General features: G+C 55.7%; 25 protein-coding genes. 13 read left to right on the forward strand and 12 right to left on the reverse strand.

All coding sequences use genetic code 11. The annotated features are described in order from the left end of the window. Positions 1 to 16: 16 nt before the first annotated feature. From GKR98_15395 to GKR98_15420, 6 genes are read right to left on the reverse strand one after another with little or no spacing between them, the layout of a single operon-like run. Complete coding sequence (locus tag GKR98_15395) at positions 17 to 967, reverse strand: branched-chain amino acid ABC transporter permease (protein QMU59443.1); 951 nt, start codon at positions 965 to 967, stop codon at positions 17 to 19. Then, positions 964 to 1,878 carry a branched-chain amino acid ABC transporter permease gene (locus GKR98_15400; protein QMU59444.1) on the reverse strand — a complete coding sequence of 305 codons (915 nt, stop codon included), beginning with the start codon at positions 1,876 to 1,878 and terminating at the stop codon, positions 964 to 966. The genes GKR98_15395 and GKR98_15400 overlap by 4 nt, the downstream gene beginning before the upstream one ends. Continuing rightward, the gene (locus GKR98_15405; GenBank protein ID QMU59445.1) at positions 1,875 to 2,606 is read right to left on the reverse strand and encodes an ATP-binding cassette domain-containing protein; all 732 of its coding nucleotides are present in this window, start codon (positions 2,604 to 2,606) and stop codon (positions 1,875 to 1,877) included. The genes GKR98_15400 and GKR98_15405 overlap by 4 nt, the downstream gene beginning before the upstream one ends. Beyond that, positions 2,599 to 3,390, reverse strand: coding sequence for an ATP-binding cassette domain-containing protein (locus GKR98_15410; GenBank protein QMU59446.1), 792 nt, complete (start codon positions 3,388 to 3,390; stop codon positions 2,599 to 2,601). The genes GKR98_15405 and GKR98_15410 overlap by 8 nt, the downstream gene beginning before the upstream one ends. Further along, positions 3,365 to 4,441, reverse strand: a complete 1,077-nt coding sequence (locus tag GKR98_15415) for an aldo/keto reductase (GenBank protein ID QMU59447.1) — start codon at positions 4,439 to 4,441, stop codon at positions 3,365 to 3,367. Before GKR98_15415 ends, GKR98_15410 begins: the two co-directional genes overlap by 26 nt. Next, entirely contained in the window at positions 4,438 to 4,815 is a 378-nt protein-coding gene (locus GKR98_15420) for a TIGR04076 family protein (GenBank protein QMU59448.1), read from the reverse strand. The genes GKR98_15415 and GKR98_15420 overlap by 4 nt, the downstream gene beginning before the upstream one ends. Positions 4,816 to 4,930: 115 nt before the next feature. Here GKR98_15420 and GKR98_15425 point away from each other — a divergent pair, with 115 nt between their 5' ends. The 3 genes from GKR98_15425 (at position 4,931) to GKR98_15435 (ending at position 8,605) form a co-directional block, all read left to right on the forward strand. Next, the gene (locus tag GKR98_15425) at positions 4,931 to 6,400 is read left to right on the forward strand and encodes an aldo/keto reductase (GenBank protein QMU59449.1); all 1,470 of its coding nucleotides are present in this window, start codon (positions 4,931 to 4,933) and stop codon (positions 6,398 to 6,400) included. A gap of 110 nt (positions 6,401 to 6,510) precedes the next feature. Further along, positions 6,511 to 6,993 (forward strand): hypothetical protein, encoded by a 483-nt coding sequence (locus tag GKR98_15430; GenBank protein QMU59450.1) that lies wholly within the window; start codon positions 6,511 to 6,513, stop codon positions 6,991 to 6,993. A 313-nt stretch (positions 6,994 to 7,306) separates the two neighbouring features. Further along, a complete protein-coding gene (locus tag GKR98_15435; GenBank protein ID QMU59451.1) occupies positions 7,307 to 8,605 on the forward strand; it encodes a mechanosensitive ion channel in 1,299 nt (432 codons plus the stop codon). 5 nt (positions 8,606 to 8,610) lie between these two features. Here GKR98_15435 and GKR98_15440 read toward each other — a convergent pair whose 3' ends face one another. Both GKR98_15440 and GKR98_15445 read right to left on the reverse strand, forming a co-directional pair. Next, the gene (locus GKR98_15440) at positions 8,611 to 9,315 is read right to left on the reverse strand and encodes a hypothetical protein (protein QMU59452.1); all 705 of its coding nucleotides are present in this window, start codon (positions 9,313 to 9,315) and stop codon (positions 8,611 to 8,613) included. Beyond that, positions 9,287 to 9,583: a hypothetical protein gene (locus GKR98_15445; protein QMU59453.1), complete on the reverse strand. Its 297-nt coding sequence runs from the start codon at positions 9,581 to 9,583 to the stop codon at positions 9,287 to 9,289. The genes GKR98_15440 and GKR98_15445 overlap by 29 nt, the downstream gene beginning before the upstream one ends. A gap of 164 nt (positions 9,584 to 9,747) precedes the next feature. Between GKR98_15445 and GKR98_15450 the strand changes: the two genes are divergently transcribed. Continuing rightward, on the forward strand, positions 9,748 to 10,254 hold the full coding sequence (locus GKR98_15450; GenBank protein QMU59454.1) for a hypothetical protein: 507 nt from the start codon (positions 9,748 to 9,750) through the stop codon (positions 10,252 to 10,254). Between the two features lie 183 nt (positions 10,255 to 10,437). Here GKR98_15450 and GKR98_15455 read toward each other — a convergent pair whose 3' ends face one another. Continuing rightward, positions 10,438 to 10,596, reverse strand: coding sequence for a hypothetical protein (locus tag GKR98_15455; GenBank protein QMU59455.1), 159 nt, complete (start codon positions 10,594 to 10,596; stop codon positions 10,438 to 10,440). 195 nt (positions 10,597 to 10,791) lie between these two features. Between GKR98_15455 and GKR98_15460 the strand changes: the two genes are divergently transcribed. The 3 genes from GKR98_15460 to GKR98_15470 all read left to right on the forward strand — a co-directional run bounded on the left by GKR98_15460 (position 10,792) and on the right by GKR98_15470 (position 13,513). After that, a complete protein-coding gene (locus GKR98_15460) occupies positions 10,792 to 11,628 on the forward strand; it encodes a hypothetical protein (protein QMU59456.1) in 837 nt (278 codons plus the stop codon). A gap of 65 nt (positions 11,629 to 11,693) precedes the next feature. Next, positions 11,694 to 12,302: a ribonuclease HII gene (locus GKR98_15465; GenBank protein ID QMU59457.1), complete on the forward strand. Its 609-nt coding sequence runs from the start codon at positions 11,694 to 11,696 to the stop codon at positions 12,300 to 12,302. 116 nt (positions 12,303 to 12,418) lie between these two features. Further along, positions 12,419 to 13,513 (forward strand): site-specific DNA-methyltransferase, encoded by a 1,095-nt coding sequence (locus tag GKR98_15470; protein ID QMU59458.1) that lies wholly within the window; start codon positions 12,419 to 12,421, stop codon positions 13,511 to 13,513. A gap of 342 nt (positions 13,514 to 13,855) precedes the next feature. On the opposite strand, the gene GKR98_15475 is transcribed toward GKR98_15470, so the two are convergent. Both GKR98_15475 and GKR98_15480 read right to left on the reverse strand, forming a co-directional pair. After that, positions 13,856 to 14,731, reverse strand: a complete 876-nt coding sequence (locus GKR98_15475; protein ID QMU59459.1) for a TIGR01459 family HAD-type hydrolase — start codon at positions 14,729 to 14,731, stop codon at positions 13,856 to 13,858. A 4-nt stretch (positions 14,732 to 14,735) separates the two neighbouring features. Then, complete coding sequence (locus GKR98_15480; GenBank protein ID QMU59460.1) at positions 14,736 to 15,656, reverse strand: manganese-dependent inorganic pyrophosphatase; 921 nt, start codon at positions 15,654 to 15,656, stop codon at positions 14,736 to 14,738. A gap of 573 nt (positions 15,657 to 16,229) precedes the next feature. On the opposite strand from GKR98_15480, the gene GKR98_15485 reads away from it, so the two are divergent. Further along, entirely contained in the window at positions 16,230 to 16,892 is a 663-nt protein-coding gene (locus GKR98_15485; GenBank protein ID QMU60132.1) for a hypothetical protein, read from the forward strand. A gap of 310 nt (positions 16,893 to 17,202) precedes the next feature. Here the strand turns inward: GKR98_15485 and GKR98_15490 are convergent, their stop codons facing one another. Continuing rightward, the gene (locus GKR98_15490; protein QMU60133.1) at positions 17,203 to 18,807 is read right to left on the reverse strand and encodes a phosphoenolpyruvate carboxykinase; all 1,605 of its coding nucleotides are present in this window, start codon (positions 18,805 to 18,807) and stop codon (positions 17,203 to 17,205) included. Between the two features lie 381 nt (positions 18,808 to 19,188). Between GKR98_15490 and GKR98_15495 the strand changes: the two genes are divergently transcribed. Genes GKR98_15495 through GKR98_15515 form a run of 5 tightly spaced genes read left to right on the forward strand, consistent with a single transcriptional unit; the run spans position 19,189 to position 23,370 of the window. Further along, complete coding sequence (locus GKR98_15495; GenBank protein QMU59461.1) at positions 19,189 to 19,893, forward strand: response regulator; 705 nt, start codon at positions 19,189 to 19,191, stop codon at positions 19,891 to 19,893. Between the two features lie 24 nt (positions 19,894 to 19,917). Beyond that, the gene (locus tag GKR98_15500) at positions 19,918 to 21,621 is read left to right on the forward strand and encodes a HAMP domain-containing protein (GenBank protein QMU59462.1); all 1,704 of its coding nucleotides are present in this window, start codon (positions 19,918 to 19,920) and stop codon (positions 21,619 to 21,621) included. Between the two features lie 16 nt (positions 21,622 to 21,637). Further along, a complete protein-coding gene (locus GKR98_15505) occupies positions 21,638 to 22,063 on the forward strand; it encodes a serine kinase (protein ID QMU59463.1) in 426 nt (141 codons plus the stop codon). Continuing rightward, positions 22,060 to 22,986 carry an RNase adapter RapZ gene (gene rapZ, locus GKR98_15510; protein QMU59464.1) on the forward strand — a complete coding sequence of 309 codons (927 nt, stop codon included), beginning with the start codon at positions 22,060 to 22,062 and terminating at the stop codon, positions 22,984 to 22,986. Before GKR98_15505 ends, rapZ begins: the two co-directional genes overlap by 4 nt. Then, complete coding sequence (locus GKR98_15515; protein QMU59465.1) at positions 22,987 to 23,370, forward strand: PTS fructose transporter subunit IIA; 384 nt, start codon at positions 22,987 to 22,989, stop codon at positions 23,368 to 23,370. Positions 23,371 to 23,372: the final 2 nt, after the last annotated feature.

The raw sequence follows: 23,372 nt of genomic DNA on the forward strand, positions 1-23,372 counted from the left end.
CACTCCCTATTTGGTCTTATGGGGTTTTTCCCCTTTGTGATACAACCAGCCGCTCAGGCAGCAGTCCCTGCGGGCGCCACATAAGCATGCCGACAATGACCGACCCAATCAGTACGAATTGAACTGAGCCAGTATAGAGTTGCGCTTCGATGGGCGCAAATCGCGACAAGGCCCAACCCGAGGCTGTCCAGGCACCCCAGATCAGGAAGGCGCCGAAGATAGCGCCGCGATTGTTACCTGCGCCGCCAACGATGAGCATTGCCCATATTTGGAAGGTCAGGGTTGGCAGTACATCCTGCGGACTGACGAAGGCATAGAAGGTGCCATAAAGGCCGCCCGCCAAACCGAGGATGACGGAACCGGTTATGAACGCTGTAAGGCGGATTTTGGAAGGGCTTTTGCCGAGCGATTGGGCCGCTTCTTCGTCTTCGCGGATGGCACGCAGCAAGCGACCAAAGGGCGAGGCGACGAGGCGTTGCAGGAACAGGTAGGTGGCGATCAACAGCATCAGCACTACTGCGAAGAACATCAGGTTATAAAGAAATCCGTCGCCCAGGGCGCTGCGCAGCGGGCGCCCGAATCCGCGCACGCCTTTTGCGCCGCCTGCCAGCCATTCGGCGTTGCGCATCAGGTTTTCAAAGGCAACGGCCACGCCGAAAGTTGCAATTGCCAGATAGTCGTGCCGAAGGCGTAAGGTGAGCAGGCCGACGATCCAGGCCATCAAACCGGCTGCCGCCATGCCGCCTATGAGGGCGAGGGGGTAAAACAGGCCAAAACCACCGAGATGCCCGTCTTGTGTGGTTCCGCCAAGGATCAGTGTTCCGTAGGCGCCCGCACCAAAGAAGGCGACGACACCGCCATTGAACAAGCCCGTATTGCCCCATTGCAGGTTCAATCCCAAAACCGCAATTGCCAGGATCGAGGCGGTTGTGGCGAAGAAGACGAGGTAGGAAATGACACCGATCATGCGCGCGCCTCGCCAAACAGACCGTGGGGTCGGATCATCAGCACCAGCAGGATCAATAGGAATGGCACAGAGGGTGTGTATCCTGATGGCAGGATGACAAGGGCCATGTTGCCAGCGACGCCGACGATGAACCCGCCTAGCACGGCACCATAGACGCTACCGATGCCTCCGACGATGGTGGCGGCGAATATCGGCAAGACCAAATCGCGCCCCATAACCGGAATTAACTGGTGGCTAAGGCCGTAAAAGACGCCAGCGACGGCAGCAAGTCCGCCGCCGATCAGCCAGACGGCCATGATGGTGCGCGCCAAATTGATGCCGTTAACTTGAGCCAATGACGGATTTTCTGCCACCGCGCGCAGAGAGTATCCGAAGGTTGTGCGCGAAAGAACAAGGTGCAGGATCAGCATGATCGCCAGTGCAGCGATCAGCACGAACACCTGGTCCGGCTTGACCAGGATAAGGGGGTCAAGGCTGAGAACTTTGGCAAAAGCGATATCGCGAGAGTACAGTTGCGGGCTAAGTCCAAAGATTAGGCCAATGATGTTTCGGATCACCAAAGCCATGCCGAAGCTGGCGAAGACCATAGATAGTTCCTGCCCTTTTTCGCGCACACGTTTGAACACTAATCGGTCAATCACCAAGGCGGATAGGCCCGTGATCACCATCGAAATGACGATTGCTGCTGCCAACGCCCATGTCATGGACAGTGGTGCAAGTTTGATTGCCAAAGCCGGTGCCAGTGCAGATACCAGCGCGTCGCAAACCAGGGCGAAATAGGCCCCAAGTGACAAAAGTTCGGCGTGCGAGAAGTTGGCGAACCTTAATATATGCATCACCAGTGTCAGGCCGATTGCTCCCAGCGAGATATACGAGCCGGTCAGGACCCCATCGATCAGGTTCTGGATCATGCGGCCCCGATCCTGCGCCCGCCGAGATAAATCTCGCCGACAACGTCGTCGTTCAATAGATCTTCGGCGCGTCCGTCGACCTGATTTCGTCCCTCGGCCAGAATGAAACAGTGGTCAGCCAGCCGCAGTGCCTGATTGACATTCTGCTCTACCAAAAGGATCGAGACGCCCCTCTCAGTCAGCGCGCGGGCGTGTTCCAAGACCTCTTGTGCGGCCTTGGGGCTTAGACCGGCTGACGGTTCGTCCATCAGGATAAGGCGAGGGTCCGAAGCAAGGGCCATGGCAATTGCCAAAAATTGCCGTTGCCCGCCGGAAAGCGTGCCCGCTTTGTCGCGATGTTTGTCTGCCAGCGCCGGGAACTGGTTGAAAAGGCGGTCCAGTGTTGCTGACGCATTTCCGCCTGTTCGACGAAGTGCCAGATCGAGGTTTTGGCGGATCGTCAGGCTGCGAAATATGTTGTCAGTTTGCGGAACATAGGCGATGCCTTTGATTGCCATTTGGTCAGTGCGCATATGCGTTATGTCAGCGTTTTCGAACGAAATCTGGCCTCTGCTAACCGGAATCAGCCCAGCGATTGCTTTGATCAGCGTTGATTTGCCTGCGCCGTTTGGGCCGATGATCAGTGTGACCTGCCCGGCACGCGCATCAAGCGAAACTGAGCGCAGGATGGGCAAGTCAGGCACATAACCGGCGGTGACGCCTTGCGCTTGGAGGATCAGATCAGCCATCTTCCATTGCCCCAAGATAAGCGTCGAGCAGCACTGGATTGGATTTTGCTTCTTCGCTGGTACCCTGAAAGACGACTTTACCTTCGGCAAGTGCGATGACCGGATCACAATGGCGCATGACGAAATCCATATCGTGCTCGATAATCACGAATGTTGTTCCGCGCTTGTTCAGCTCTTCTATCTTGCCGATCAGTGTCTGGGTCAGAACCGGGTTAACCCCGGCCGCGGGTTCGTCAAGAAGGATGAGGTTTGGGTCCCCCATCAGAACACGCGCCAATTCCAAGAGTTTCATCTGCCCGCCGGATATCTGGCCGGCAGGGTGATCGGCCAGGTCACCGAGTGTGACGAAATCAAGGACCTCAAGCGCCTTGTCACGGATTTGGCGTTCTTGCGACTGCATGCGGGTGCGGAACAGGAACGGGCCGGTGATGGTCTCGCCTGTTTGCTGTGTTGGGGCCAGCATGACGTTTTCTAAAACGCTCATCCGGGCAAAGGGTCGGGGGATCTGAAAAGTACGTCCCAGCCCGTTTTGAAACAGGCGATCGGGCGGCATGTTGGTTACATCATTGCCCATTAGATGAACGTGGCCTTGATCCGGGTTCAATGCCCCGGTTAGCAGGTTGAATAAGGTCGATTTGCCCGCGCCATTGGGGCCGATTAACCCGGTGATCGATCCTTGCCGAATATCAAGCGAAACATCATCGACGGCGCGCACCGAGCCAAAGCTGCGCGACAACCCTTTGGTGGACAGAATAACCTCAGTCACTGCCAAGAACCTTGTCATCGGGGCGAGTGTTGAGGTTGTATTTCATAATCTTGCCGTGGCGACCGTTGCGATCACGTTCAAGCGCGAAGACAGATCCTTTGGGTCCGGGGGCGGTGTCTAATATCGCCTGAATTGCACCACGGTCTTCAGCGTCCAACTGAAATGCAAAAGCCTCAAGAGTCATTGGTAGGTGGCGGGCATAGCGGGCGCCGACGATTGCGGCGGCGACCTGCGGGCGATCGAGCACCCAGCGTGTGGCGACGCTGGAGAGCGAGACGCCGTGCTTGTCGCCGATGGATTTCAGGGTGCGCAGCAAGTTCTGGAATTTGGCCCAGGGTCCAAATTCATCGATGATCAGGCGGTATTTGACCAAACTTCTGTTTTCAAATGCGAAACCCGGGTCGGGTTGATCCAGCCAGCGGTCGGTCAGAAAACCACCGGCGAGTGTGCCGTAACACAGCAGTTGAATATTGTTTGTGGCCGCCCATGACGTCAGGCCAGCTTCGGCTCTGCGGTCAAGCAGGGAGTACTGGACCTGGGTCGAGACCAATTCATACCCGGCATCAAGAAATGGCTGCGTTTCGGCGGCGTCCCAGTTGGTGACGCCAAGGTGGGCGATCTTACCTTTGTCCTGGCACTGTTTCAGGGCTTCCATGCCGATCAGGGGGTCGCCAAGCGACAGGTCCCACCAGAAGAACTGAACCACATGCAATTGATCGATCTGCAGCCGTTTGAGCGAGCGGTCGACAATGGCTTCGACGTCTTTGACCTGAATGTTTTCCAGAAGCCCTAAATCTGGCACCAGCTTGGTATGAATGCGGGCGCGACTGGCCACATCGGCCCCACGGCGGCGGCGCACATCTGCGATAAACTCGCCAATCATTTCTTCAACGCCGGTATAGATGTCGGCGCAGTCGAAGGTCGTTATGCCTGCGTCCAGAAAGGCTTCCATGTCGCGAATGGCGTCCGTGCGATCAACAGGGCCGTGGTCACCGGCCAGTTGCCAGCCACCTTTGATCACGCGTGATATCCCGTAGCCCGGGCGTAGTTCGACTGCTTCAACTGTCATGAGCGTTCGGTCTGCCAATAAGGTTTGGCGCGGTTATCTGGCAGGCCAGTCGTTTCAGCGTGAGAGAACCAGCGTTTGTCCAACCGTGAGATACGAAACCGGCCGCCGCAGTGGGGATCCGCACAGGCGACTTCGGCATCGGTGCTGATCCAGTCGTTCGGGTCGGTCATGCGTTGTTTCACCGGCAGCAAAGGTAAAAGCGCGGCAAGCGCATACATGGACAGGCGCGTATCTGGCCCAAAGACCAGTGTTTCGCCTTCCACCAGAAAACTTTCGCCTTCGATATGACGACAAACAGGAGTGCGACCGTCGAGAACGGTTTCGACCTTTAGATCGTACAGCCAAAAACCCTGATCGTTCTGGTCCGGTTCCATTCCACCCCTTCTGCTGGACGCCGCTGTGTGCTTCGTTTTATCTGGCACACGGTAAAGCATGTTGCGCGGCCCTCAAGGTCATATGCGCATTGCGGGGGAAAGAAAGGCCAAATTCATGTCGTCATCTGCACGCCCAGAGCGCCTGCGCCTTTCGAATGATCTTGAGATATCGCGCGTGCTGACTGGGCTTTGGCAAGTTGCGGACATTGAAAAAGATGGTGACGTGATTGATCCAGACACCGGAGCTGGATGGCTGGCGGGTTATGCTGAACGCGGTTTCGATACCTTTGACATGGCCGATCACTATGGAAGTGCCGAGATTATTACGGGGCGTTTATTGGCTGGCGACGCTGGCTCGGGTGTGACCGCGCTGACCAAATGGTGCCCTTCGCCGGGGCCAATGACGGCTGACGTGGTGCGGGCCGGTGTTCAGGATCGACTGGCGCGGCTAGGTGTAGAGCGCGTTGATTTGTTGCAGTTTCACTGGTGGAGCTTTCAGCATCCGGCTTGGCTGGATGCCCTGCACGAGTTGTCGCGGTTGCGCGACGAAGGGCTGATTGGCGAGATTGGGGTGACGAATTTCGATGCAGCGCATCTTCGGGTGGCCTTGTCGGATGGTGTTCCAATTCTGACCAATCAGGTTTCTTTTTCGCTGATGGATCGCCGGGCTTCAGGTGTATTGTCCGACTTGTGTGCAGAAACCGGTGTTCGGCTTCTGGCCTATGGGACGATTTGCGGAGGGTTTCTTTCGGATCGCTGGCTTGGGCAGGCGGAACCGGACGAGATCGCGGATTGGTCAAAGAGCAAATACAAACGGTTTATTGATGTTGCCGGAGGGTGGGATGCCTATCAGGCTATCTTGGTCGCCGCGAATATCGTGGCCCAGAAACACGGGGTTTCGATCACCAATGTCGCAACACGCTGGGTGTTGGAGCATTCGGCAGTCGCAGGTGTCATTATCGGCGCCCGGTTGGGTGAACGGGCGCACGTCGATGACAACCTGCGCCTGTTTTCGTTCGAGTTGGACGAAGGTGATACGGCACTGCTGACGGCTGCATTTGCAGGCAGCCGCGAAGTTCCGGGCGACTGTGGAGATGAATACCGAAAGCCGCCGTTTCTGACTGCGTCGGGGGACCTTAGTCACCATTTGGACGAGATGCCGTTGCAGCATGTCGCCACCGAAACGCCCCATCGGCAAGGCGGGCAACAAGTCTTGAGCGGGTCGAAGTGGGAAGACATCGCCGGTTATGCCCGCGTTCAACGTGTCGGCGACCGCATATTGGTTTCCGGCACCACCGCAACGGCTGGTTCCGACAGGGTCGTGGCAAAAGATGATGCGGGTGCGCAAACGATATATGTCATCGATAAGATATTGGCAGCTCTTGCCGCGCTGGGCGGACGCGCCGAAGACATCGTGCGCACGCGCATCTACATTGTTGACGAGGCGGATGTAGAGACCGTGTCGCTGGCACATGGTCGGATTTTCGGCGGGATCAAACCGGCAAACACACTTGTTGTGGTAGCGGGATTGATCGGCGGTTATCGGGTTGAAATTGAAGCCGAAGCAGTCTGTCCAAAAACCTGACTGGCGCGGTGCCGCTGATCTAAACCGTATCGTTCTTTGCAGGTATGCAGCGCGCGATATTTCTCTTAAAGTCGGGCCACGGCAACGGGGAAAGCCGAAAAGGAACTTGGATGACAACGGACGCCAAAGAAAGCGCCGCGCAGAGGGATTATCTGAAACGCCATATCGAAGCCCTGATCAAAGACATCGGTTACGCCAAGGCGTGCGAGGTTTCGGGAAAGTCGAAAGCGACGTTGGGACGTTATGCGTCGATGGCCAGCGAAAACTTTGATCGGTTCATGCCGGTGAATGTGGTGTTGGAGCTGGAGCAGGTCGCCTCGGCGCCGTTTGTGACCAAGGCGCTTGCCGAGTTGCAGAACCTGAGCCTGGAGTATGGTGACGACCACGACGCAAACGATGGCGGGTTGAACAGTGATGTGATCCGCTTGTCGCAACGCTTTGCAACATTGATGGCCGAATACAATCATTCAATTGATGACGGCGTGATTTCGTTGAATGAGGCGAAACGCCTATTGGACGAGACCAACTCGCTTCAAAGGGTTTTGGTTGAAATGAAGCTGCATTTGCAGAATGAGTCTGGTCCGGGAAGCTGACGAAAGAGGGGCCGAGCAACGTGCCCGACCCCCCTTGGTTAAATGGTCATGTAGCTGACCTGGCTTGGACACGTTCAACCGTGCCTCCCCCACTCGTAAAACACAGCTCGCGCCCACACACTGAATTCCCAACCTCGGACGTAGGGACGCGCCTTACGACCGAGGGGGCCGGGTCCAGGGACAACGGGGATGATCGATGCCGACCCGACACTTGAAATGTAGGGTGGCCGATTGGCACAAATAATGGGAAAAAACAGGCAAACACGTCATTTATGGGCGCAATGAGCTCGGCTGGATTTAGGGGTATTGGATCATGATTGAGACGCTGGAAGGATATTACGAGCAGGGGGCGGGCGTCCTTTTGGAGTGGATCACGTCTCCAGCGGCCTATGCCCAATTCGGGCTTTTGATTGCGGCTTACTTGTTGGCGGTTGTGGTGTCGGCCTGGGCGCGGCCACGGTTGGAGCGCTTGCTTCAAACCAGCGACGCGACCCAGCGCACCTTGGCCAAGGGTATGCGGTTTACCGTCATGTTCCTGCCGTTGCTGCTGCCGGTTCTGGCCTATGCGTTCACGGCAGCGGGCGAGCAGATTACGCGGTCCCTGTTTGGCTCGGGTGCGGTGATAGCACTGGGCAAGCGAGTGTTTGTCTTCCTGGCAGTGCGCCAGATTTTGAAGGACATCGCCACAGATCCTTTCTTAAAGACGCTGGGCAAATACATCGCCATGCCAATCGCCGCGCTTCATGTGGTTGGCCTGTTCGAACCCATCGTGGCAGCGCTGGACGCAACGCGGTTCGCGATGGGACGGATCGATTTCTCGTTACTGGCCATCGTGCGGGCGTTGATTGCAGGGTCGGTGTTGTTCTGGCTGGGTCGCTGGTCGGCGGACACCGGTACGACCTACATCCGCGCGCAAGAGACCATCCGGGTGCCGACGCGGGAGTTGGCTGCGAAGGTCTTCGAGATGGCGGTGTTTGCCGCCGTTGGTCTTATATTGCTGAACGTGATGGGGTTAGACCTTTCGGCATTCGCGCTGATTGGTGGCGCCATAGGTGTTGGTCTTGGCTTTGGCTTGCAGAAGATCGCGTCGAACTTCATCTCGGGGATAATTCTGTTGCTGGAGGGCCAGGCGACCGTTGGCGACTACGTCGAGCTGGACGGTGGCGAGGCCGGGACGATTATCAAACTGGGCGCGCGGGCGACGATTTTAGAGACGTTTGACGGCAAGTGGATTGTGGTTCCGAACGAAGATTTCATCATCTCGCGGATCACCAACTGGTCGGATGCAGGGTCAGGGAACCGGTATGAGGTGGATTTCTCGGTGTCGTATGACACGGACATCAACATGATCCCGGACCTGATTAGTAATGCAGTGGCGACGCATCCCGGCGTGTTGGACGACCCTGAAGGGCCGGATTGCGAGTTGAAGGGGTTTGGCGACAGCGGCGTGGATTTCGGGGTCGAGTTTTGGGTTGAAGGGATCGACGACGGGAAGAACAAATATGCTTCTGAAGTGCGGTTTTTGATCTGGAACGCGCTGAAGGATGCCGGTGTCGAGATACCGTTCCCGCAGCGCGAGATCCGCTATCGCGAGGGGCATGGGCCGGGCTAGGGCCCTCAGTTCATGCTGATCGCGTCCTGATCTATTGATAAAACGTAACCTTGGCGCGCGACGGTCTTAATTAACAATTCGGCAACCATTTGGTTCCCGAGCGCGTCGCGCAGGCGTTTTATCCGCGTGGCCCCGGCAGCTTCTTCACAGTCTTCGGGGCGTTTGCCGGAAATCATCGCCTCGATTTCCGCGCCAGACAAGACGTCACCGTCCATACGCGCTTCGGCCAAGACCGCCAGCGTCTCAATCGCCGCGCCGGTTAGTTTGAATTCCATGTCGTTCATCAGAACCGCGTTTTCTTCGCGTGAAATGACAAGGGACGACACCTGAATGCCCTGACGTTCGATGGCACCGATCCGGCGGTTCAGCACGATGATGGTGACCACAAAGACTAACGAAGCGATTAACAAACCGGTAGCAAACAGCATCAGCACGAAAATCACGAAGCGATAGCTGGTCAGGACATCGGAAAAGGCGGTGCCAGATTGTGCCAGGATTTCTAGCAATTTAATCTCGGCGCCCGAAGTCAGATCGGCGTTCTCTATAAAGATACGCTCGACCCGTTCGTTGAACGCATTCGCCGACGGTAGCCGCCACAACAAGAAGGCAGCCGCGCTGCCAAGGATAACCACGACTGCGGCAATCCCAAGGGCAACCACCCGCGCACCGGCAGCGCGCGCGTCAGAAACGGAGGAAATACTCACCTGCATCCCGCTTTTTGGCATCAAGTCCGCTTTCATCAAAGACTGATTGCACCTGTAGCACTTTCCAGCCGCCTGCGGCGACCCTGTTGGCGACAGATTTCCTGACGGCACCTGACATCTGGCAGGGATTGGCGTCAACCTGCACCACGCCATAGTGAAGGCGCAGCGGATTTTCCTGCTTGGCCTTGTAATCGGCGTAACAGGCTGCTGACGCGCCGTGGGCGGCTAGGACGGTGACCAAAGCGGTCGTGCTTATCAACATGGGATACTTCATGGGGCGACCCTGCTGTTTCCCGCATTGAAAATCAATAACAACGGGGATTTCGGCGGCTGTTATGGCATAGCAAAGCGGCGATATTGCGTGACTTCTGCTGTTCGCCCCAATTTGACCCCATCGCACTGCTGCGTGTTTTCGAAGCAAACCCAATGGGGCCAGTTATGAACAGTATTCCTGCCATCGTCGCCAGTATCGCGCTTGCCAGCGCAAGCTTTATGCCCAACGCCGCAAGCGCAGATGGCAATGATCTTGCCAAGGCTATCGCCGGGATTGTTGCAGTAGGGATTATCGCCAAAGCGATTGATAACCGAAATGATCGCGGTCGTGCGTCGACAACGACGCGCGCTGGCAGGCTTGGGTCTATCGAGCAGACCTTTGACGGGCGGCGCGTGATTGATGGTCGTGTGCGTGACTATGAGCAGCGCAAAGGGCCGAAAGCCAAACGCGGATATAAGAAGAAGGCGCTGCCGCAGGCGTGTCTTCGCGTGGTCGAGACGGATCGTCGGGATCGGTTGGCCTATGGATCGCGGTGTCTGAACCGCAACTACAGGCACGCGTCGAAACTGCCGGTTTCCTGCGAAACTGTTGTGCGAACAAACCGCGGGTTCCGCACCGTGTTCGGTGCAAGGTGCCTGAGACGCGACGGATGGAAGGTCGCGACACGTTAAAGACATATCGAATACCGGCGCGGGTATCCCGCACATCTCCATCTGCGCCGGTGGGCCGGGACTTCATCCCTCCCGGCCCAAGGTTGTAACGAGTGGGATGGGTTAATCTCACGAGTGGGTGGGTACGAGTAAGGGGCGGTCTTCTGGTGACAGAGGGCCGCCCTAGTTCTTGAGGAGCGTAGATTAAAGAACTTTGTTGAGCCAGCGAACAAGACGTTGGCGAGCCAGTGAAAACAGTCCTTTGTTTTCAATCTCTGGTTCCTTGGTCTCGGGCTTTTCGGTTGGCGCATTGTAATTGTTGATGATGATCGTTTGATTGTCGTTTTGTGACCCTTTGCCCATTTGATTGATCTCCCCTGGTGGTACTTGTGAAATCACGTACGTATACATATATACAATTTTATAGCAATATAAATGAAATATTGTAACATACGTTACTTAACTGTATTGCTGGGAGTATTTTGCTGTATAAGGGGCTAGTGCACACATACAGGGGAGGCCGAGTTGGAAGTTTTCGGAACTGTGCTGAAAGCTGTAATGGACAAGAACAGTGTCCAGAATCAAGAGCTTGCCACCGTTTTGCGGAAGACGGACGGTGCAATTTCGCACCTTATTACAGGTCGGACGAAGACTGTGGATCATGAGACATCCACTGCAATTGCGAAATTGCTCGGGACGCCCGAAGATTTTTGGTCCGAGCTGAAAGCTTCCGAGAGAGAACATCCCGAAAGGCCGGCAGAGTACTACCTTCGCACACTTGGCTTAAATGCCGGATTCGACCTCATGCCGGGGATAGTCGTTGATCATCAATTGCGTGTCCTAATTGAGAAGTGGGCGGACTGCCCGGAGGCAGAATACACAGACGATACTTTGATCCTGGCGCCGTTTGAGAATGCGCGGCTGCGCGCAACTGCTTATGATACCCAAATCGGAGGGATCTGGGACGGGCTTCCAAGGAACAGCCGCCCAAAGATGCTGAAACCTGGTTCGCATCTGACCATCAAACCGGGCTTAACGAAATTTGTGCACACCCTTGAACACTTTCGAATGCCTCGAGACATGGTTGGACGTGTTGGGCCGACCATAGATCTACTGTCCTCAGGATTGATAGTTTCGCACGGACCACTTATCGCGCCGGCCTATGTTGGGAAGCTCACCGTTGGTGTGCACAATTTTACGGAAGAGACGGTCACAGTTTCGAGCGATGTCAGATTTATCAAAGTAGTATTTGAGAAGCTTCAGAGCAAACCAGAAGACCAGAAACCTAAGCTTGGGTTGGACGCGGACTATGACCCGCAATTCCTTCTGGAGGAGGAAGAGCGTTTGAAAGCCGAACTAGAAACAGTGCGACGCGCACGTGGAACGAGTGGTTAGTTTCGGTTTGATCCGAGCAGCCCTTCTTCTTGTGGACCACTCGCGAGTGGTGTTTGTGTTGGTTCATGGCGGGACCGGATTTTTCATTTGAGTTGGAGGCGGTGCGTTCAGGTTTTGCGCGGGTGGCAGGCGTCGATGAGGTGGGGCGCGGTCCGCTGGCGGGCCCGGTAACGGCTGCGGCGGTTATTCTGGATGCGAACAACATCCCGGAAGGGCTGAACGATTCCAAAAAACTGAGCGCCAAGGCCCGCAACCGGCTGGCCATTGAGATTGAGGCGGTCGCGTTGGTGTCAGTGGCCCATGCCAGCGTTGAGGAGATTGATCAGATCAACATCCTGCGCGCGTCCCATCTGGCGATGTGTCGGGCGATGGAAGGTTTGGGGGTGCCGGTGGATCATGCGCTGATCGACGGCAACATGATCCCGCGCGATCTGGTTTGCCCGGCAACCGCGTTGATCAAAGGGGACGGTCGCAGTGTCTCGATCGCGGCGGCGTCTATCGTCGCCAAGGTGGTGCGCGATCGCATCATGGTGGATTTGGCGCAACAGCACCCCGGGTATGGGTGGGAACGAAACGCCGGTTACCCGACAAAAGCACATCGCGAGGCGCTTCAAAATCTCGGGGTGACCCCACACCATAGACGTTCGTTCAAGACCGTCCACAATATCTTGTGACAAGAGAAATTCGTAAGCACTTGATTCAAAAAAGAATTTGACGGCGAATCACCTTTGACTCATCTTTAGGCCAACGAATACGTGGACCGCGAACAGGTCTGGGGACAGAGGCAGAGATGACGACGAAGACGGAAAAAGCAGCTAAAAAGCTGCCATTGAATACGATTCTGGACGGCGAGTGCATCGAGGTTATGCGGTCGCTTCCTGAGGCTTCGGTCGATCTGATTTTTGCGGATCCTCCTTACAATTTGCAACTTCGTGGGGATTTGCATCGCCCGGATAATTCCAAGGTTGATGCGGTTGATGACGCTTGGGATCAGTTTGGATCCTTTGGAGCTTATGACAAGTTTACACGCGATTGGCTGGCGGCTGCGCGGCGGTTGTTGAAGCCGAACGGTGCGATTTGGGTGATCGGGTCGTATCACAACGTGTTCCGCATGGGCGCTGAGTTGCAGAACCAGGGGTTCTGGATCCTGAATGATGTGGTTTGGCGCAAGTCGAACCCGATGCCGAATTTCCGGGGCAAGCGTTTGACGAATGCCCATGAGACATTGATCTGGGCGTCGAAGGACGAAGGATCGAAATACACGTTCAACTACGAGGCGCTGAAGGCGTTGAATGAAGGGGTGCAGATGCGGTCCGATTGGGTGCTGCCGATCTGCACCGGGCACGAGCGTCTGAAGGACGAAAACGGCGATAAGGCGCATCCGACGCAGAAACCTGAAAGCCTGTTGCACCGGGTTTTGTTGGGCACGACCAATCCGGGTGACGTGGTGTTGGACCCGTTCTTCGGGACCGGGACGACCGGCGCTGTGGCCAAGATGCTGGGGCGCGAATTCATTGGAATTGAACGGGAAAAAGCCTATCGCGATGTGGCGACGAAGCGGATTTCCAAGGTTCGAAAGTTTGACAAGGCTGCGCTGGAGGTTTCGGTTTCCAAACGAAGCGAGCCGCGGGTGCCTTTCGGTCAACTGGTTGAACGTGGGATGCTACGCCCGGGTGAGGTGCTGATATCGCCCCGTGGTCAGGCAGCGAAAGTGCGGGCTGATGGGACATTGATTGCAGATGATATCAAGGGGTCGATCCATCAGGTGGGTGCAGCTTTGGAAGGTGCGCCAAGCTGTAATGGCTGGACATATTGGCACTTCCGCAAAGAGGGCAAGAACGTTTCGATTGATGTGCTGCGCCAGCAGATCCGATCCGAAATGTGACATGAGAATTTGAATACCGCCGGTGCCTGTGGCCGCCCCACGGCACTGACCGACTTGACCTCGCCAGCTTCGGCGGGGTCTTTTTTTGCGCTGCACTTCATGCACCGCGGTGGGCGAGGGGGCGCTGCCCCCTCACACTCCCCCGGAGTATTTCTACCAGAAAGAAAGAGCGGACTGTCGAGTCTGTCCGCGCTTGGTCAGTCTCGAGTTTATATTGGAGGCTAATGTTTTAAGTGTGTTCCGACCGCATTCCCAATTCTTCTGATCAAAAATACTCCGGGGTCTGGGGCAGCGCCCCAGCGGATCGACTCGACGAAGTCGGGGCGAAACCAAAAACGGAAACTACCTCAAATATCCGACCGCATAGGTTGGCGTAAGTTGCTGTCCCTCGACATAGGCATCCAGCGCGGCCTGATCCGGCTGGCGCTGGGTCTTGGTTTCGACCGCCGCCAGCCCGCCAGTGATGAACAGGCTATCGATATCTTCGCCCAAAGCGCCCCGAATATCCGTCAGAATGCCATCGCCGATGGCCAGTATACGGCTGTCGGGCACCAGACCGCCGAGCGCGGCCAATCGGCGCCGCGCCAGATCGTAGACCGGAGGATGAGGCTTTCCGAAATAAAGGCTTTCGCCGCCCATCTCGGTATAAAGATTGGCCAGCGCGCCGGCGCACCATTCCCGTGTTTCACCGCGATCCACAACGATATCGGGGTTGGCACAAAGCAGTTTCAGGCCCTTTTGCTTGGCGTAAAGGAACTCAGGCCGGTTCACGTCCGGGTCCGCCATGGCATCAAAGGGGCCAAGGCAGGCGATGCCGGTCGCGTCTTCCAGCGGCACGCGCGTGATCTGAACCGGATTATTGATCAGATGCAGCGGCTCGAAGAAGGTCAGGTCATGTTCGGGGCCCATGTACCAGACCTTGTCGCCGATGGCGCCCTGGAACATGGCGGACCGGGCGCTGTCGCCCGAGGTAGCAATCACGTCCCAGCAATCGCGCGGCACGCCGATACGGTCATCCATTTGTTTCTCGACCTCGTGTCGAGACCGGGGAGCGTTTGTCAGAAGGACAACTTTGCCGCCGGTGGCGCGAAAGGTGCGCAAGGCTTCGACAGCTTCGTCAAAGGGCTTCAGGCCATTGTGCAAACAGCCCCAGAGATCGCAGAACACCGCATCATAACGGTCGGAAATCTCGGCAAGGCTGTCTACGATTTGAACCAATGTCTTAAACCTTCAGCGCTGGGATGATTTGCTTTTTACGGCTGACCACGCCGGGCAATCGAACCGTGTCGCCTTTTACGGAAACGCCAAAGCTTTTCTCAGCGACTGATTTGACCAGATCGTTGGCCACAAAAAGAACCGCGTCTTCGTTCAGGATGTCGATCAGGAAAAACAGGACCTGATCCACACCGTCGTCTTCTGCGACGCTGACCATGTCTTCAACCAATCCGTCTTTACGAGCCAAAACAGTAGCTGGTGACGTGGTTTCCATGACCGAGACCCGAAACTTTGTTCCGTCTACTTCGTATTCTTTGCTGTCCATCCGCAGAAGTTCAGAATTGGAATAAGACGACACGTCAGATTTCGCGCTGAACATCTCGGAAGCGTAATCCGGGATGTTTATGCCCAGATCGGCCGCCAGTTTTTCTGCCAGTTCCCGATCGACATCTGTTGTCGTCGGAGAGCGGAACTCGAGCGTATCGCTCAGAATACAAGACAACATCGCGCCTTTGATGTGATCCGGCATCTTCTCGGCGTCAGTTCCCATCATGTCGTACAAGATGGTTGCGGTGCATGCGACCGGTCGCACTGTGATATTGATAGCGCTTTTGGTTTTCAGACCACCTTGCAGCATGTGGTGATCGATGACTTCGATCACTTTAGCCTCGTTGATGGATGGCGGCAGTTCGGCCACGTTGTTGGTGTCAACGATGACTACCTCGTCCTCGGCTGTCACATCCTCCAAAAGCTCCGGGCGGTCCAGGTTCCAGCGCCGCAGTACAAAAAGGGCTTCGGTATTGGGGTCGCCCAACAGACGGGCTTCGGCCTGCTGACCCCTGCATTCGTTTAAATACCAGGCCCAGATGATAGGCGAGCCTGTGGAATCGGTGTCAGGGGATTTGTGGCCAAAAACTTTGATGGTCATGTGTGCGATGTCCGTGAAGGTGTTGGATTTGGCGGCGTTATATCAGTGGAGTCGGCGATGTCACCCCGCCCTGGTTGCGCGGCAGCTTTGACGCGCACGCATAACTGAAGTAATCAGGGCCGATCTGAAAAGGAGTGCAGGACCAATGGACAACAAAGCTTAATCCCCGCGCACATGCCTGGCGTCGAGGCGCCAACACATTTTTCAGGAGTGATCTGACAATGGACCAGACAGGCTGACCCCGTTTTCGGGGTGTGTCGTGCCGTTCATCTGAGCGGACCCCAAATCCATTTTCACGAAAGGGCGCAATATGCCCAAAACACCAAAGTCACCCGCCACGCGCGGACACGGAACAGATCTGTCCAAAACTGTTCAGTCAAAAAAGCCTGGGTTCAGCCCTAACCAAAGCCGGTTGCCATCAGGTTTAAAAGAACGTTTTGGTGGACAGCAGGGCGGGAAACCGCCGCGCTTCCCGGGTAGAACCGGAGGGCGCTGAACCATTCCCTCGCCTGGTTCTTGATGCCGGGCGGGGGATTTTGCATGGTGACCCCAACAGTAATGAGGCAGTGCCAAGTGCGCGAAACCGAGCTTTATGCGCCGATAAAGGCGTTTCTTGAAGGGCAGGGCTATGAGGTTAAGGCCGAGGTAGGGGCCGCAGATGTCGTTGGTTGTCGTGATGGCGATCCGCCAGTAATCGTTGAGCTGAAGACAGGTTTTTCTTTATCTTTGGTACATCAGGCTGTTGCACGACAGGCGATTTCGGATGTTGTTTACATGGCTGTTCCCCGAAAGACCGGACGTGCGTCCTGGACCGCGCTGAAGAACATGAAATCGCTTTGCCGCCGTTTGGGCCTTGGGTTGATCACCGTTCGCTTAAAGGATGCGTTGGTGGAGGTTCATTGCGATCCGGCTCCTTATCGCCCACGTGAAAACAAAGTGCGTAAAGAGCTGTTGTTGCGCGAATTTGCGCGGCGTGTGGGCGATCCGAATATAGGGGGTGCCACGCGGGTGGGTTTGGTCACAGCCTATCGGCAGGATGCACAGAAATGCGCGCGTTTTCTGGCGACGAACGGGGCATCGAGGGGCACGGTCGTCGCCAAAGGGGCGGATGTGCCGACAGCGACACGTATGATGGCGACAAATCATTATGGCTGGTTCATGCGTGTTAAGCGGGGTGTGTTTGAGCTGACCGAAGCGGGGCGGGCTGAGATTGCGACATTGGAGTCCAATGCCTGAAACAGTTTCGGGTCCGTGGCCCTTGCGATTCAATAGCCGTTTGCCCTTAGATCGAGGCTCGTTCGCCCTTTCCAAAGAACTCTCTACCCGAGATTAACTCCTGTGTGTTACGCACAATAGATTTTATTGTAGGAGAGATTTTTTGCGCTGTGCAATTTTTACTTTGGTGCTGGCCGGATGTGGAGCAGGCGCACTGCCAGAAGGTGACCCTGACGCAATGAAAACAGAGCTTTCCAGGGATTGTGACCAGCCTCCGGCTCGTTTGGGTGGCTATTTCACCCCTTGCACGGAAGGCTGGTCTTAACTGATCTTAGCCGATCGCTGCCGCTCTGACGTCGTCGTCGATATAGCTTTCGTATTGCGCGAAGTTCTCCGAAAACATTGCAACTAGTTTTGCAGCCTGGCGATCATAGGCCTCTGGGTTGTCCCAGGTGCGGCGCGGATCCAGAAGGATATCCGGCACTGCACTGGCGAACACGTGGACCGGCACATCAAAGCCGAAATTCTTGTCTTTTCGATACTCGGATTTCTCCAACGATCCGTCTAAAGCGGCAGTCAGAAGGGCACGGGTTGCTTTGATCGGCATCCGTGAACCAGTGCCATAAGCTCCACCGGTCCAGCCAGTGTTGACCAGCCAGCAGGTTGCACCATGACGGGCGATCCTGTCACGCAGAAGTTGGCCGTAGACTTCGGGACGGCGCGGCATGAAGGGTGCGCCGAAACAGGTCGAGAACGTTGGTTGTGGTTCGGTCACACCGCGCTCTGTCCCGGCCACCTTCGAAGTGAAGCCGGACAAGAAGTGATACATCGCCTGAGCTGGTGTCAGCCGCGCAATCGGAGGCAGAACACCGAAAGCGTCACACGTCAGCATGATGATGTTCTTTGGATGCCCGCCGAGTGCAGTTTCAGAGGCGTTTGAGATGTAGTTCAATGGATAGGCGCAACGCATGTTGGGCGTCAGGCTATCGTCGGTGAAATCAAGCTCGCGCGTTTCCTCGTCATAGACCATGTTCTCGATGACGGTACCGAATTTAGTCGTAGTGTCGTAGATTTCGGACTCGGCTTCGCGGCTGAGGTTGATAGTTTTGGCGTAGCAACCGCCCTCGAAGTTGAATGTGCCCTTGTCAGACCAGCCGTGTTCATCGTCGCCAATCAGCACGCGCTCTGGGTCCGCGGAAAGTGTGGTTTTCCCGGTGCCGGAAAGGCCGAAGAAGACGGCCGTGTCGACGCGGTTGCCGGGAGCATGGTTTGCCGAACAGTGCATCGGCATGATGCCCTTTTCAGGAAGGAGATAGTTCAAGAGGGTGAAGACCGACTTCTTGTTCTCGCCCGCATACTCGGTGCCGCCGATCAGGATCAGCTTGCGGTCAAAGTTCATCGCAATAACGGTTTCAGACCGGCAATTGTGACGCTTTGGGTCCGCACGGAAAGAAGGCGAATTGATGACAGTGAATTCTGGCAGAAAGCTGTCGAGTTCATCGCGATCCGGGCGGCGGAGCATGTGACGGATGAATAGCGAGTGCCACGCCAGTTCGGTTACAACGCGCACATCCAAACGATGCGCGGGGTCAGCACCGCCGTAAAGGTCCTGAACGTAATAGTCGCGGCCCTTCATATGAGCGATCATATCTTCGTAAAGTGCGTCAAACCCTTCAGGCGACATTGGGCGGTTGTTGTCCCACCAGATTGTGTCTTCAACTGAAGGAGTGCGAACAACGTGTTTATCGTTGGGTGACCGGCCTGTGAACTTGCCGGTGCTGACCAGCAATGTGCCGCCTTTGCCAAGTTTGCCTTCGTCGAGGCACAGGGCGCGTTGGATCAGATCAGGCTCAATCAAGTTGTAATAGACTTGGCCAAGTCCGGTGATGCCTTGTGTGTCAAGAGTGTGTTTTGGGTTTACCCGGCCAATGGTCATAGTCCTGCTGTCCTTAAGTTTCAGGTTATTGGCCCCGGGGCACATGCCCGAAACCTTGTTTCGGAAGTCCTTAAGTCGCTTATACGCAGCCATTTTTGCCGAAGAACAGGACGCATGCGCACAGTTAGCGCAACCAGATCCAAGGTTAGCGCAACCAAAACCGAGGAAAACCGGGGTTAGCGCCGCCAACAGGGTCAAAACACGCCATAGGTGTGGCCGATTAGCCGAATCTCAAGAAAAACAGCGTTTATCCAGCGTGTCGAATAGGCATGATTCGCACATTATTGTTGAATAACCGCAAGGCAGACACGATTATGCCCAGAAAATGACATCGTAAAATGTGCCAGTTATAAGGCGCAGAAGCAGTATGAAGGAAAAAATATGTCCAGAATCGCGCTGGTCGATGACGACCGGAATATTCTGACGTCGGTTTCGATGACCCTTGAGGCAGAGGGTTTTGAGGTTGAAACCTACAACGACGGACAGGCCGCGCTTGACGCATTCAATAAGAAACTGCCGGATATGGCCGTTTTTGATATCAAGATGCCGCGAATGGATGGCATGGACCTGCTTCAGCGGGTGCGCCAGAAATCGGCCATGCCTGTTATCTTTCTGACCTCTAAGGATGACGAGATCGACGAGGTGCTCCGTCTCAGAATGGGCGCTGACGACTACGTCAAGAAGCCGTTCTCGCAGCGTCTTCTGGTCGAACGTATTCGCGCACTCCTGCGTCGGCAGGAAGTGATTGCTAGCGACGGCGAAGGCGCCGAAGTTGATCAGGCACAGGTTATGACGCGCGGCGAGTTGCGAATGGATCCGCTTCGTCATTCAGTCACCTGGAAAAACCGCGATGTGTCGCTGACCGTGACAGAGTTTCTGTTTTTGCAAGCTCTCGCGCAGCGTCCGGGCTTTGTGAAGAGCCGCGATCAGCTGATGGACGTTGCTTATGACGATCAGGTTTACGTTGACGACCGGACCATCGACAGCCACATCAAGCGGCTGCGCAAGAAGATGCGTATGGTAGACGACGAATTCGGTGCAATCGAAACGCTTTACGGCATCGGTTACAGGTACAACGAAGAGTAATTCACGTCTTCGGGGGCAAGCAGGGTGGCAGGCAAACCAGCCAAAACCGCTGATGTAGTCCTTGGCGAAGATTGGATCGGCCAAGACGCAGCAGCTGAAAGCGAAGCACGGGCCAAGCGGGACCGCCGTGGCATCATCGCCATGAATCGGTCGCCGCTGGCGCGAAAAATTGTGACGTTCAATTTGCTGGCCATTCTCGTGTTGGTCGCCGGGGTCCTGTTCCTTAACCCGTTCAGAGACAGCCTGTCTTTTCAACGCGAACGCAGCTTGGTTGTCGAAGCTGGATTACTGTCCGGGTTCTTTGAGTCACAACTACCTGAAACGGAACCTGTGGATCTGGCCGCAGACGAGGGCGCAAGTATTGCTGCGACTTTGGCCAAATTGCCAATCCCCCCAGGGGCTGAGATTTTCGTCTTTGACAGTGGCGGCCAAATGATTGCCACGACGGTTAATCAGGCACGTCAACCAAATCCGGTCAGTGAGTTTGACGCGGACAGGCGATCGACCGTGATTACTGATTTTCTGAATACCGTTTGGAATGGTCTGTCGGGCATATTTGGCAAAGATAATACTGGTCCGGCAACGGAGTCCGGCAATCAGACATTGGTGACAGGTTTGGTAGCCTCGGCACTGGTCGGTGGAACCAAAGTTCAATCTTCAACCGATAACTTCGGGAACACGATTTTTACGGTTGCGACACCGATCAAGCAGGGCGATCGAACAGTTGGCGCTGTTGCCATTGCAAGTGCGGCCGGTGAAATTGACAGCCTGGTGCGCGCTGAGCGCGAGCAGGTGTTGCAAATGTTTGTCATCGCCATCCTGGTTTCGATTGGGCTTAGTCTTGTGTTGGCCTCGACCATTGCGAACCCGCTATCCGATCTTGCGGCGGCGTCTGAGATTGGGCGCGAAAAGAATTCGCGCCGAGTTAGCCCGAACCGGGTTCGCATACCCGATCTGACTGCGCGCCCGGACGAAATTGGCCGTCTTTCTGGCGCTCTCCGCGGTATGGTGGCGGCGCTCTATGATCGTATCGATGCCAACGAGCAATTCGCGGCTGATGTTGCTCACGAGATTAAGAATCCCCTGGCCTCGCTCGGTTCGGCGGTGACATCGCTTAGAGTGACCAAACGCGAGGATCACCGGAAAAAACTCTTGGATGTTATCGAACATGATGCCGTGCGGCTGGACCGTTTGGTCAGCGACATCTCTAACGCGTCGCGGTTGGACAGCGAATTGGTCAAGGAAGAGGAAGATCAGTTCAACCTCCTGAAAATGATCGGCAATATCAGCGACTTTCTGGGCAACGACGCTAAAGAGAAGGGCGTGGAGTTTATCACCGATGTGCCCAGCGAACCCATAGTCATAGACGGTCTAGAGTCTCGTCTTGCTCAGGTTTTCGTTAATCTGATCGGCAATGCTATATCCTTTTGCGAAGACGGCGATGCGATACGGGTCTGGGTGCGAAAACGCGAAAACCGCGTGCTTGTCGTCGTCGAAGACACTGGTCCAGGTATACCGGATCAGGCTCTGACCAAGATTTTCAACCGATTTTATACCCAACGCCCGGTCAGCCACTTTGGCGACAACTCGGGCCTGGGCCTATCGATTTCAAAACAAATTGTTGAAGCTCATGGTGGCGTGATCTGGGCCGAAAATATTCGCCCAACTGACGCCGATGTGACAAGCGAACCACTTGGCGCACGCTTTGTGGTTGGCCTGCCTGTCTGACGACAGTGGTACCAAAATGAGCGGTCCCCAAATCTTGCATGCAAGCGCGGTGGCCCTAGGTCCAGCCGGGTTACTGATCAAAGGAAAGTCAGGTTCTGGAAAATCCTCGCTCGCCGTTGAGTTAATGTCGCTGGGTGCAATTCTGGTCGCCGATGACCAGATCGAAATACAAATAGGATCAGAGGGCGCGATTTGGATGCGCCCGCACGAACGCCTGCAGGGTCTGATTGAGGCGCGCGGTATTGGACTGCTCCAGACGAATTGGGCACCCGCACGGCTGACCCACGTCGTTGATCTCGACACCACCGAAAATGCGCGGATGCCTGACCGGCACGAAACCGTGATCTGCAATCGGGCTTTTCCATGCTTGCGCAAGGTTGAGAGCCCGGCTTTCGCCGCTATGATCATGGTTTACCTTAAAGGGGCACGCAGGGAACCATGACGACAGGCGGCCACACAATCGACGATGACAACAGCAGATTGAAGCTGGTTTTGGTCACCGGCCCGTCTGGCGCAGGTCGCTCAACGGCGGTGAATGCACTTGAAGACCTGGGGTTTGAAGTTATCGACAATCTGCCGTTGTCTTTGGTCGAGCGGTTGCTTTCGGGTCCACCGCGCACGCCAGTGCTGGCGCTTGGAATCGATGTGCGAAATCGCGATTTTTCAGCGGATGCCATGGTGGCGCTTTTGGATGATCTATCCGGTGATCCGGATGTTGATGCTGAAGTGCTGTATCTGGATTGCCGCGCAGATGTGCTGGTGCGGCGCTATTCAGAAACTCGTCGACGACATCCTCTTGCACCATCCGAAACGCCTGGAGTTGGCATCGAACGCGAGATGGAACTTTTGGTGCCGGTGCGCGCCCGCGCCGACTTTTTGATCGATACGTCCGAGCTGACTGTTCATGACCTTCGCGCCGAGATTGATCGCATGTTTGGCATGCCCGGCGGAGACCCTTTGGTCATCTCTGTCGAGAGTTTTTCATACAAACGTGGTCTACCCCGCGGAGTCGATATTGTTCTTGATGTTCGATTCCTGGCGAACCCGCATTGGGAAGCCTCTTTGCGCGATATGGACGGTCGCGATCCGGACGTGCAGGACTATGTTTCCGCCGATAAGCGGCATGCAGAGTTCTTCCGCAGCGTCACGAATATGACGGATCTTCTTCTTCCGGCTTTTAAAGAGGAAGGAAAGACCTATCTGACACTGGCCTTTGGGTGCACGGGTGGTCAGCATCGTTCAGTTGCTATGGCTGAAACCGTGGCAAAGACCCTTGCGGATAAGGGCTGGCAGGTGTCAATACGGCACAGGGAACTGGAACGGCGCGGTGTGAGTCGCGGGCGCATAATTTCGAGGACACGGTAGTTGATCGGCATTGTCATTGTCGCGCATGGCGGTTTGGCGCAGGAGTATCAGGCGGCCATGGAGCATGTCGTCGGACGACAGTCCGGCGTGCGTGCTGTATCGATTGCGCCAGATGATGACCGTGACCAGAAGCAGGCCGAAATTTGCGCGGCAGCAGACGGTGTTGATACCGGCGCTGGCGTTGTGGTTGTGACTGACATGTTCGGTGGTTCGCCGTCCAACTTGTCGCTTCGGGCCTGCATTCCGTCGGATCGCAAGATCATCTATGGGGCGAATTTGCCAATGCTGATTAAGCTGGCAAAAACCCGCCATCAGCCGCTGTCGAAATCTGTTTCCGCTGCCTTAGCTGCGGGTAGAAAATACATTGATAGCTTTGATGGCTGAAG

The sequence above is a fragment of the Boseongicola sp. genome (assembly GCA_014075275.1).
Lineage (GTDB): Bacteria > Pseudomonadota > Alphaproteobacteria > Rhodobacterales > Rhodobacteraceae.

Excerpts from the sequence above, each read along its gene's own strand:
- GKR98_15465 (QMU59457.1), top strand. The coding sequence starts at position 11,694 with ATGGCGGGACCGGATTTTTCATTTGAGTTGGAGGCGGTGCGTTCAGGT.
- GKR98_15410 (QMU59446.1), bottom strand. The coding sequence starts at position 3,390 with ATGACAAGGTTCTTGGCAGTGACTGAGGTTATTCTGTCCACCAAAGGG.
- GKR98_15415 (QMU59447.1), bottom strand. The coding sequence starts at position 4,441 with ATGACAGTTGAAGCAGTCGAACTACGCCCGGGCTACGGGATATCACGC.
- GKR98_15440 (QMU59452.1), bottom strand. The coding sequence starts at position 9,315 with ATGCAGGTGAGTATTTCCTCCGTTTCTGACGCGCGCGCTGCCGGTGCG.
- GKR98_15480 (QMU59460.1), bottom strand. The coding sequence starts at position 15,656 with ATGACCATCAAAGTTTTTGGCCACAAATCCCCTGACACCGATTCCACA.
- GKR98_15445 (QMU59453.1), bottom strand. The coding sequence starts at position 9,583 with ATGAAGTATCCCATGTTGATAAGCACGACCGCTTTGGTCACCGTCCTA.
- GKR98_15505 (QMU59463.1), top strand. The coding sequence starts at position 21,638 with ATGAGCGGTCCCCAAATCTTGCATGCAAGCGCGGTGGCCCTAGGTCCA.
- GKR98_15460 (QMU59456.1), top strand. The coding sequence starts at position 10,792 with ATGGACAAGAACAGTGTCCAGAATCAAGAGCTTGCCACCGTTTTGCGG.
- GKR98_15490 (QMU60133.1), bottom strand. The coding sequence starts at position 18,807 with ATGACCATTGGCCGGGTAAACCCAAAACACACTCTTGACACACAAGGC.
- GKR98_15405 (QMU59445.1), bottom strand. The coding sequence starts at position 2,606 with ATGGCTGATCTGATCCTCCAAGCGCAAGGCGTCACCGCCGGTTATGTG.
- GKR98_15430 (QMU59450.1), top strand. The coding sequence starts at position 6,511 with ATGACAACGGACGCCAAAGAAAGCGCCGCGCAGAGGGATTATCTGAAA.
- GKR98_15470 (QMU59458.1), top strand. The coding sequence starts at position 12,419 with ATGACGACGAAGACGGAAAAAGCAGCTAAAAAGCTGCCATTGAATACG.
- GKR98_15435 (QMU59451.1), top strand. The coding sequence starts at position 7,307 with ATGATTGAGACGCTGGAAGGATATTACGAGCAGGGGGCGGGCGTCCTT.
- GKR98_15495 (QMU59461.1), top strand. The coding sequence starts at position 19,189 with ATGTCCAGAATCGCGCTGGTCGATGACGACCGGAATATTCTGACGTCG.
- GKR98_15425 (QMU59449.1), top strand. The coding sequence starts at position 4,931 with ATGTCGTCATCTGCACGCCCAGAGCGCCTGCGCCTTTCGAATGATCTT.
- GKR98_15450 (QMU59454.1), top strand. The coding sequence starts at position 9,748 with ATGAACAGTATTCCTGCCATCGTCGCCAGTATCGCGCTTGCCAGCGCA.
- GKR98_15395 (QMU59443.1), bottom strand. The coding sequence starts at position 967 with ATGATCGGTGTCATTTCCTACCTCGTCTTCTTCGCCACAACCGCCTCG.
- GKR98_15420 (QMU59448.1), bottom strand. The coding sequence starts at position 4,815 with ATGGAACCGGACCAGAACGATCAGGGTTTTTGGCTGTACGATCTAAAG.
- GKR98_15455 (QMU59455.1), bottom strand. The coding sequence starts at position 10,596 with ATGGGCAAAGGGTCACAAAACGACAATCAAACGATCATCATCAACAAT.
- GKR98_15400 (QMU59444.1), bottom strand. The coding sequence starts at position 1,878 with ATGATCCAGAACCTGATCGATGGGGTCCTGACCGGCTCGTATATCTCG.
- rapZ (QMU59464.1), top strand. The coding sequence starts at position 22,060 with ATGACGACAGGCGGCCACACAATCGACGATGACAACAGCAGATTGAAG.